Source organism: Clostridia bacterium (assembly GCA_012840125.1).
GTDB lineage: Bacteria > Bacillota > DULZ01 > DULZ01 > DULZ01 > DULZ01.
The window spans coordinates 39,824-49,170 of sequence record DULZ01000042.1 but is presented as its reverse complement, the minus strand read 5'-3'; the positions used below and the strand labels follow the sequence as shown (position 1 = coordinate 49,170).

Annotated in this window: 13 protein-coding genes and 1 tRNA gene; 1 reads left to right on the top strand and 13 read right to left on the bottom strand. The window is 54.2% G+C overall.

The window, feature by feature from the left end:
• Positions 1-239: 239 nt before the first annotated feature.
• Positions 240-316 (bottom strand) — tRNA-Met (locus GXX34_05020).
• Positions 317-392: 76 nt separating this feature from the next.
• Complete coding sequence (locus tag GXX34_05015; GenBank protein HHW06881.1) at positions 393-827, bottom strand: DMT family transporter; 435 nt, start codon at positions 825-827, stop codon at positions 393-395.
• Positions 828-999: 172 nt separating this feature from the next.
• On the opposite strand from GXX34_05015, the gene GXX34_05010 reads away from it, so the two are divergent.
• Positions 1,000-1,938 (top strand): L,D-transpeptidase family protein, encoded by a 939-nt coding sequence (locus tag GXX34_05010; GenBank protein ID HHW06880.1) that lies wholly within the window; start codon positions 1,000-1,002, stop codon positions 1,936-1,938.
• On the opposite strand, the gene GXX34_05005 is transcribed toward GXX34_05010, so the two are convergent.
• The 11 genes from GXX34_05005 to GXX34_04955 all read right to left on the bottom strand — a co-directional run bounded on the left by GXX34_05005 (position 1,927) and on the right by GXX34_04955 (position 9,268).
• On the bottom strand, positions 1,927-2,814 hold the full coding sequence (locus GXX34_05005; protein HHW06879.1) for a Ppx/GppA family phosphatase: 888 nt from the start codon (positions 2,812-2,814) through the stop codon (positions 1,927-1,929). The two genes, GXX34_05010 and GXX34_05005, sit on opposite strands and share 12 nt — an antisense overlap.
• Positions 2,815-2,871: 57 nt before the next feature.
• Positions 2,872-3,261, bottom strand: a complete 390-nt coding sequence (locus tag GXX34_05000; protein HHW06878.1) for a S1 RNA-binding domain-containing protein — start codon at positions 3,259-3,261, stop codon at positions 2,872-2,874.
• Positions 3,262-3,343: 82 nt separating this feature from the next.
• Complete coding sequence (locus GXX34_04995; protein HHW06877.1) at positions 3,344-3,760, bottom strand: septum formation initiator family protein; 417 nt, start codon at positions 3,758-3,760, stop codon at positions 3,344-3,346.
• A 7-nt stretch (positions 3,761-3,767) separates the two neighbouring features.
• A complete protein-coding gene (locus tag GXX34_04990; GenBank protein HHW06876.1) occupies positions 3,768-3,995 on the bottom strand; it encodes a sigma-70 family RNA polymerase sigma factor in 228 nt (75 codons plus the stop codon).
• Positions 3,996-4,132: 137 nt separating this feature from the next.
• Positions 4,133-4,651: a spore cortex biosynthesis protein YabQ gene (yabQ, locus tag GXX34_04985; GenBank protein ID HHW06875.1), complete on the bottom strand. Its 519-nt coding sequence runs from the start codon at positions 4,649-4,651 to the stop codon at positions 4,133-4,135.
• Positions 4,652-4,658: 7 nt separating this feature from the next.
• Positions 4,659-4,925, bottom strand: coding sequence for a sporulation protein YabP (gene yabP / locus GXX34_04980; GenBank protein ID HHW06874.1), 267 nt, complete (start codon positions 4,923-4,925; stop codon positions 4,659-4,661).
• Between the two features lie 224 nt (positions 4,926-5,149).
• Positions 5,150-6,100 (bottom strand): SpoIID/LytB domain-containing protein, encoded by a 951-nt coding sequence (locus GXX34_04975; GenBank protein HHW06873.1) that lies wholly within the window; start codon positions 6,098-6,100, stop codon positions 5,150-5,152.
• A 76-nt stretch (positions 6,101-6,176) separates the two neighbouring features.
• Entirely contained in the window at positions 6,177-6,419 is a 243-nt protein-coding gene (locus GXX34_04970) for an RNA-binding S4 domain-containing protein (protein HHW06872.1), read from the bottom strand.
• A 4-nt stretch (positions 6,420-6,423) separates the two neighbouring features.
• Positions 6,424-6,702, bottom strand: coding sequence for an HU family DNA-binding protein (locus GXX34_04965; GenBank protein ID HHW06871.1), 279 nt, complete (start codon positions 6,700-6,702; stop codon positions 6,424-6,426).
• Between the two features lie 101 nt (positions 6,703-6,803).
• On the bottom strand, positions 6,804-7,589 hold the full coding sequence (mazG, locus tag GXX34_04960; GenBank protein ID HHW06870.1) for a nucleoside triphosphate pyrophosphohydrolase: 786 nt from the start codon (positions 7,587-7,589) through the stop codon (positions 6,804-6,806).
• Between the two features lie 83 nt (positions 7,590-7,672).
• Entirely contained in the window at positions 7,673-9,268 is a 1,596-nt protein-coding gene (locus GXX34_04955; protein ID HHW06869.1) for a polysaccharide biosynthesis protein, read from the bottom strand.
• Positions 9,269-9,347 lie beyond the last annotated feature (79 nt).

The window sequence follows — 9,347 nt, the reverse complement described above, 5'->3', positions numbered from 1 at the left end:
CGAGCCCTATAGCGCTAGGCATGTGCTCCATTCCACTGTTCAGTTTTCAAAGACCTGTTCCTCGTGACGACAAACCTTATTCTATCACGCCGGGTTATCTTGCGTCAACCCTTTTTTGTCGCCAATTATTGCCGCTTCCCGCGGCGTCAACGAGTGTTATTCTAGCATGTTTTTCGACTTATGTCAACGGCCATTTTCTTAGAAACTTATTTACATAAAAACTGCCGTTAGACACAAAATGGTAGCGGTGGTAGGATTCGAACCTACGACACTACGGGTATGAACCGTATGCTCTAACCAACTGAGCTACACCGCCACACATCATACTCTACTATGCTGTTTCGCACTTTTAAATTATGCCTCATTCCTGCCAAAAAGTCAAGGGGCTTTTTTCAACTGTTGCTCAACATGAGCCGGGCGCCGGCGGCCAAAAGGATGAGACCGGCTAACCGGTGCCAGGTAAACGGGTATTTTTCCATACCGAACAAACCCAAGTGGTCCACCAGGCAAGCGGTGCTCACCTGTCCCACGATAATGGCCGTCGTCGCCAGGGCCACCCCGACCTTCGGAATGCTGGCCACTACCAAATAGGTAATGGCCACACCCAGCAGCCCTCCTAAAAGCAAATACCAGGGTGCTTCTCTCAACTTGCCCAGTTCCCCGCTGCCCAAACCGAAGCCGAAAAGCATCAGTAAAATGGTCACGGTGGCGGTTAAATGCACCACCAAGGTTGCTTCTAAGAGCCCAATGATTTTTGCCAGGGCGGAATTAAGGGTGCCCTGCAGGGCCATGGCTATCCCCGAAGTAAGAGCCAACACTAATGCCATGATCTTAGCTGACACTTCACGCCAACTCCTCCGCTCCTATAATTACATTTTATTATGTAGTCATCCGGGCTTTCTTATGCACCGGTCCGGGAAAGGAGCGGGACCGCATGTATAAATGCACCTAAATTAGAAAACCTAAAGAAAAACGGCGATTTCGTTGGAGGTAGCAGCTATGCATTACCGGCGGATCACCAGCCTGCTCTTGTTATTATGCTTCTTTGCCGGCCCGGCACGGCCTGCTTGGGGAGCTGCCTCCCTGCTGCCGCACCATTACGGCTGCACGGCGGAAAATGAAAACTACTACCTCACCGACCCTCCCATGGTGAGCTATGAAATCTATGAACTGGAAGAACGCCTGCTGGAACTGGGTTATCCCCCCGGGGACGTGGACGGGAGATTTGACCAGGCCACCGATCAAGCCGTCCGGTCTTTCCAGCGAGATCACGGCTTAGAGGTTAACGGCGTAGTCAACCGCAGGTTTTGGCAAACCCTGGCTTTGGGCACGGACAAGACCGTCACCAGCCGCACCCCTCCCCCGGAAGGACCGGTGAAAATCGTCATTGATCTTGACCGCAGGACATTGACGGTTTATTCCCAAGGAGGGATCTACAAAGAATACCCTGTCGCCATTGGCAAAAAAGAAACCCCCTCTCCGGTGGGGGAGTGGAAGATTGTTCATAAAAGCACGAACTGGGGCGGCGGCTTCGGGACCAGGTGGTTAGGGCTGAACGTTCCTTGGGGCATCTACGGCATTCACGGGACCAACAAACCCTGGTCCATCGGCCGGGAGGCATCCCACGGCTGTTTCCGGATGTACAACCGGGACGTGGAGGAAATCTACCCCTGGGTTACCTACGGCACACCGGTGATTGTCAAAGGGAAAATCCAATTCTTCCCCGGCTATCAAGTCCGGGACTTGAAAACCGGCGCCACGGGCCCTGACGTGGTAAACCTGCAGCTTAAACTAAAAGAGGAAGGATTATTATGGGGGCCTGCTGACGGGAGGTTCGGTGCCCTAACCGCCCTAGCGGTGAAATACTACCAGACCCTCCATGGGCTGCCCAACGACGGCATCGTGGAAGCAAAAACCCGGCAAGCCCTATCCTTGTAGCCGCTGGTATTCCAGCAGCAGCCCGTGGAGCAGGTCTCCTTCGCAGGCCAGGACCTCTGCCGCCCCCAGGCTGTCCATGATCCCTTGCAGGATTTGCGTGCCGGCCACGATAATATCGGCCCTGGCAGGTTCAAGACCGGGCAGTTTTTGTCTCTCCGCCAACGTCAGTGAGGCAAGTATGGCCAGCCATTTGTCTACCGTGCTGCGAGATAACCTGTAGCCGTTGATTTTCTCCTCGTCATAGACGAGCATTCGCTGCTCCATAGCTGCCAGACTGGTCACCGTACCGCCGACGCCCACCAGCACGAAAGCCTGGCAACCGGCCAGCATCCCTTGCAGGGGTACAAGTTTCTGCCTCAAGGCTGCAGCGGAGATGGGATTCTCCGTTAGGCGCACCGCCCCCAATTCCAGGCTTAAGGCGCGCAGCCCGTCTTCTGCCTGGAAGCAAATCTCCGTGCTGCCGCCGCCGATGTCGATGACCACCGGCATTCTTTCCCGCCATCCAGCCGGCAGCACGCTGAGAGCTCCTTTAAAGCTTAAGATCGCCTCTTCCCGTCCATCCAAGATCCTGAGTTTTACCCCAAAGATACGTTCCACTTCACGGACCAGTTCCGCCACGTTGGCGGCACGGCGCGCCGCACTGGTAGCCACAATGGCCACGGTACTTGCCTGGTGCTCTTCTATAAGCCGCCGGAATTCTTCCAAAGCCGCCGCGGTACGAGCCAGGGCGGCCCGTTCAATATGGCCCGTTTCCTTTAAGCCGGTACCCATTTTGGTCACGATACGGTGCCGGCGGACAGTTATGACTCGATGACGGTTTACTTGCCCGATTAGCAAACGGGCCGAATTGGTACCCAAATCAATGGAAGCTAACACAAACCTACCCCCACTCTTACCCTGGAATCAAATAAAGCACTATCCCGGTGGATAGTGCTAAAATCTCGCTCTTGAACTGCCGCGGCCCCCTCGCTTGGCGTCCGTATGCCGCCTGAGATCGGCCAGTTTTTCATCGCTGTCCCGCAAGAACTTGCTCAGCTTATCCTCAAAGGACTCGCTGGTACGGCGCCGGTGCGGTCTCGGCTCGTAATCGGGCCGCGCCTGTTTGATGGAAAGACCGATTTTCCCGTTTTCGTCAATGTTAATGACTTTGACCTGAACCTGCTCTTGTTCTTTCAGGTAGTCCTTGACATCTTTGACGTAGGCATCGGCTACTTCGGAAATGTGGACTAGGCCAGTAACACCTCCCGGAAGCTCCACAAAAGCCCCGAATCTCGTGATCCCTGTTACCCGGCCTTCAACAATGCTGCCTACTGCAATGGACATGCTAGCGAAACTCCCCCTAAACATTCATACGTAACTTCATTATAGCCAATGCCCAAAACCCTGTCAACACGCTGTGAATCGCCTAATCGCCGATCTCGTCAATGCCCTTTAGCTGAAGAGGCAGGACCTGTCCGGGCTTCGCCGGGGTTAAGATCTTTTCGCCGGGCTTAATTAAACCTAAGGCTTCCCTGGCTCTTCTCTCTATGTAGGCGGGGCTGTTCAGTTTTTCCTTGTCCTGCAAAAGCTGCTGGTGTTCAGCCAGCAATTGTTCTTTGCGCTGCTGTAATTCCAGCAACTGCCGGTCCGCTTGATACAACTCCAGTTTTAATCCTACCAAAGTGGCCAGGATATAGAAAACCACCGCCAGCACGATCAGGGAGCGCCAGCGTGCCCGTGTTTTCTTCTGCCCTTTTTGGCGGGACGAGGTAATGACAGGGGGATATGGTAAACCGTGCTCTTCATCCCCGGTCAAGGGTGCCAAAGGTTTCAAACCAGCCACTGCCGCCTTATGCCTCCTCATCATCCGGATCCGTAATGCCAAGGGCTGCTCCGGGTATAATGATGACCACTTCATAGCCTTTGCTCCTGGCCCGGTTGTACAGTGTCGCTACGGTACTGGTGCTCAACCCCAACTGTTTCGCGATTTGTTCCGTGCTCTTGCCCATTTCCTTTAATGCGACTACTTGCCGTTCCCTAAAGCTTAATTTTTCCACACCCCGAATTTCCATGCGCATCTGGTGTAACAACTCCGGCCGCTCTAGTTATCCACATATCATCCACGGATTATCCACAAATTGTGGATATATTAACTACAAATTTTGTACATATCTATTTCTACGGCCTTTTGGCAGTTCCTGCTAGTACCCAAAACTTATTTTCGCCGGCGCAGCAATTTCTTGATCTTCTCTCGCCACCGGCGTGGGCTCAAACCCAGGCGGCGCAGGATCCCCCGCCATAATCGCCAGAGCCAATCCAGCCCCATGCTTACGATCCCCAGGGGCACAAATAAGATCTTTTGCATGAAACGAAAAGGGAACAATAGAAGAGCGACGGCTAATCTCCATAATTTTCCCGCTGCAACAAAGACCGTCTGCCAGAAACGAACTACATAGGAACTACATTTACGGCGGTAGATCATTAAACCCACGGCCATGCCGATCAACACATAGGCCCTAACTTCCCCCCAGTTATTGAGGAGCAATAAAAAAAAGACCAGTCCTGCCAAGAACACCCAGAGGAGGATATCCCCCGCCATCCGGAGGGCAGATTTGCCGGGTACACGGTTCGCCAAGGTGCGGTACCCGTCCACGATAAACCCGAGAAGCAGCCCTATCAGCACCGTAAAAAAAAAGGATTGGAATTGTTCCAACACCGGTACCACGGACTTCACCGCCTGCCTATTTAAAGATCCTTTGCAGCATCCCTTTGGCCTTTTTCCCCTGCTGCTCCGAGTAAATCAATTCATCCACCCGGCCGCTTACCTCCAGAGTTCCTTCATTGAGATTTAGGTTGCTGATATTTAAATTCTCTCCTTTGATGGTCAAAACTCCCAAAGTGGTATGCATGGTAATCGTATGCTCGTCATAATTATCTACATGAGACACCCCGCTGGCAGTCAGACTGCTCCGGTCTTTCAAGTGCAAGCTGTGTTGACGGCTTTCCATGGCCTCCCCTCCTGCCGTATGCCTGGTTTCTAACAATACTTATGCCTGACACCGTGGAAATATGCAAAAACCCCGCAGCGTCGTCGCCACAGGGTCCGCCATTGTTAAGAGCTCAACTTTAGCCTTTTGCTTTACAACCAGAGTTATCTTGCCTTGATGATTTGCCCAAGACCGGTGACCGGTTTCACCGGAGGCAGAAGACTGAGGAAGCAATCCTTCGCCGGTTACCACCGTTTTTCGATCTTTACGTCCCGGAAAAAGTAGGTCACTATTTCCTCCGCTTTCTTGCCTTGTTCCGCCAGGGCCCGGGCGCCCCACTGGCTCATACCGACCCCGTGACCGTAGCCCTTGCCCCGGATGACCACCTGGCCCTGTTCCACCCCGATGTCGTCCAGCAAGGTGGAACGCATGACCTCACTACCCAGGGCCAGCCGCAGGGCCGGACCGCTCAAGGTGGTATTATTCACCCTGATGCTGGTCACGCGTCCGGAGGGGCCTCTTTTCACGATTTCCACGCCGGTTACAGGCCCAGGATCGTTACCGGTGGCCTGGCGGACGGCCTGGCGCACTTCCTCCGGGCTAAAGGTCGCGGTCCAGCTCTTATTCTCCGGCACGGTAATGGCATGACCGGGATCTTCTACACTCTTGATATACGGGGCAGGCTCCCGGCGGAATTCCAGCCCTTCCACCGCCGAGGCAGCCGTTTTCCCACCGCTGTCGGCATGAAACCAGGCGTTGATGTATTTCCCTTCGTAAGTGACTACTTCTCCCCTGGTGCGCTGCACGGCGCGGCGCACTTTGTCGTTAATTCTTTCCGGGTTATAAGCCTGGAATTCTTCCACATCGGTGGAGGCATCAGTACCATGGGCCTTAACGCCGCCTTCTTCGATTTTCTTCATGGTAAAGGTCCTGGCCAGGATAGCCTGGGCTGCCAGGGCTTCGTCGGGCCAGTTGGGATCCATCTCCGCCGCCACTACCCCTTCTAAATACTCCTCAATGGGGATCTGCTTTGTTTCGCCTGTTTCATGGATGTAGAGGCTGATCACTGGTTCTTGTCCCATTTTATTATCGGGTGCTTCTGGTTTTTTGGCTGCCTGCCGGCACCCTACGGCAAGAAAAAGCATGATAAGAATAAGGGCCCATGCCAATCCAACCCTATTCCGGTTTTTTTCCATAAAATGAAATCACCCCAGCCAAGGAATTTACTAATAGCTTTTCCTGGTGGGGCAATTTTATGTATGGCATATCACCCTACTGCAATTCTTGGTACAATGTATGGGCTTGATCGGCACTGATCGTATCCGGAGTTGCCAGCACCCTTACCCGCATAGTACGGGACCCGAACTGCAGGGTCAATTCATCCCCTGCCTTCACTTCCGTTCCCGCTTTAGCCGGGCGGTCGTTGATGAAAATCTTACCGGCATCACAGACTTCTTTCGCTACCGTACGCCTTTTGATGATCCGGGATACTTTCAGCCACTTGTCAAGACGCATGGTCCTACTTCTTATCGACAGCCTCTTTCAGGGCTTTACCGGGCTTGAAGGCAGGCACCTTAGAAGCCGGGATGACAATTTCTTCACCTGTCTTGGGATTTCTCCCGGTGCGCTGGGCCCGGTCCCTCACTTCAAAAGTACCAAAACCTACCAACTGAACTTTCTCGTCACGGGCCAGAGCTTCTTCGATACTGGCAAATACTGCATTGACAGCCTTTTCAGCGTCCTTTTTAGTTAATTCAGCTTTTTCAGCCACCGCATTGACAAGATCAGCCTTGTTCAACAAGATCCCTCCTAAAGGTAATAATAAATACCGTGTTAGCTAATTCGCTAAAGTCCCCGGAATTCCTGCCTGAATCCCGATTTTACCATAAGTTTTGCCATTTATTTTTCTTGTTTTTTCGCCTCATCCCAGAGCTTGTCCAGCCCGGCCAGATCCAATTGGTTTAAATCCACACCCCGGGCAGCCGCCATTTCTTCCATCTTCCGAAATCTTTGCATGAACTTGTCCACCGTCCTGCTCAATGCCTCTTCCGGGTCCACCTGCAGGAACCTGGCCACATTGACCAGCGCAAACAATAGATCCCCGAATTCATCCCGGATCTCCTCGGCCTGTCCCTTTTCCAGCGCCGCCAACAGCTCCTCTTGCTCTTCTTGCACTTTCTCCCAGGCACCCTGCACATCAGGCCAGTCAAAACCTACCCGCGCCGCTCTGGCTTGGATTTTCTCCGCCCGCAGCAAGGCCGGCAGTCCCCGCGGCACATCCATCAGGGTTTTCCGGTTACCTGCCTTCGCCTTTTCCTTGTCCTTGATGTTCTCCCAGTTATCAAGCACCTGAGCGGCGGACTCCACTTTTTCCTGCCCAAACACGTGGGGATGCCTGGCCCGCATCTTGTGGACGATGGCAGCCACCACATCGTTCATGTCAAAGGCTGCCTTTTCACTGGCCAACTGGGCATGAAAAACAATCTGCAGTAATAGATCTCCCAACTCCTCTCGCAGTTTATGCATGTCCGCCATTTCAATGGCTTCAATTACCTCATAGGTTTCCTCGACCAGATACCGTTTCAGGCTTTCATGGGTCTGTTCTTTGTCCCAAGGACAGCCCTGAGGCCCTCGCAGTTCCTGCATGATCTGTACCAGGGGATCTAACGGGTAAGCACTAGCCATAAGGTTCCCTTCCTTTACTAATTTGTTCCACAATCCGGCCAACTATACACGCACCGTGCAAATAACTTCATCATCGCCTGCTGCTACCGTAATAGGCGCAGTTTTTGCAAAGCTCTAATTATTTTACCCATAAAAGGGCCTCCATGCAATTGTTCCAGGTCGGCGGCCTCCACGGCACCAAGCACCAGCAGCCCCGCCCCGTAAGTAACCGCCCCGGCGACTACGCACACCGGCGTAGCCACATTGTTTCCCACCAGGGGTGCTGTTCCCGTATAGATCCAGTATACTACAATGGCCATGATACCTGCAGCAAGAGCAGGTTTGCCGATAAAAGCCCAGGGGAACCGGAAACCGGCAAGCCTGCTCAGGGCCCGGTAATTGAGCCAAAAAGCTACGCTAAAACCCGTGACCGTCGCCAGGGCGGCCCCGTTAATGCCCAGGTAAGGCCAGGTCACCAGCCAATAGCTCAAGTAGCTCTTCACCAGGACCCCCACCCCCAGGTGCACCGCCGGCAAGTAGGTTTTGCCCAGCCCCTGCAGGACACCGGCACAGACCTGGTATAAACCAAACGCCAGGACCCCGGGGGCCAAAAACCTGAGGGGACGTCCCACGGCGGGCAAGTCATACAGCAGGCCGCAGATGGGATACGCCAGCACCCATAATCCCACCGCGGCCGGGATCATTAACAGAACTGTGATTCTTACCGCAGTGCGGATGCGGGCTTGGAGCCAGCGGTAGCGGCGGCCGGCGTAAGCTTCATAAATCACCGGCACCAGGCTGGTGGCCAGTGCCACGGGAACAATGGCCGGCAAGTTAATCAGGGTCGCCGCCATCCCCGCCAGCTGGCCGAATTGTTCCGTGGCCTGGCCGGGCGACAACCCTGCAACCTGCAGCCGCAAGGGAACGATGGAAGCATCCACCACTTGCATCACCGGCAGCACGATCCCCCCGAGAGACAGGGGCAAAGCGGTTTGGGCCAGTTTCCTTCCCACCGCGGCTATTTCCGCCGGACCAGGAAGACCGCTGCTGCCGGCCCGGTAAGGACTAGCTTGCCACTTTTTGAACACATAATATAACAAAGCTAAGGAAGCCATGGCGCCGGTGACCGCCCCGAAAGCGGCACCGGCCGCCGCTATTTCCAAACCGTAGGGCAAGAGATAATACACCAGCGCCAGTACCGTCACTACCCTGACCAACTGCTCAACCACCTGGGAGGAGGCGGTGGGTCCCATTTCTTGAAAGCCTTGAAAATAGCCCCGCAGGACGGCGGACAGGGAGGCAAAGAACACGGCGGGTGAAATGGCCACAATGGCAAAGTAGGCTCTGGGCTCATGGAGCACCGCCTGGGCAAAAAAAGCCGCCCCGCGGTAAACCAGGAAGGAAAAGAGAGCGCCGGTAAGGGACATGATTACCAGGACACTGGTTAAGACCCGCTTGACGCCGGCGCGGTTAGAACCGGATAATTGATCTGCTACCAAAAGGGAGACGGCCACCGGCACTCCCGCCGCCGATAAAGCCCAGAGCATGGTGTAGACGGGATAAGCCATCTGGTACAACCCCATGCCTTCGGCACCCAACAGGCGCGCCAGCGGTATCCGGTACACGGCCCCGATGAGCTTGGTGAAGAACCCGGCCAGGGCCAGCAGCACGGTCCCCTTAAAAAATTTTCCTCCGGCCATCATAACACCCTTCCAACGGAACTTTGCCTGGTATAAGCATATACAAGCTCCTTTGGAATTAGAATGAAAAAAGGCGTCG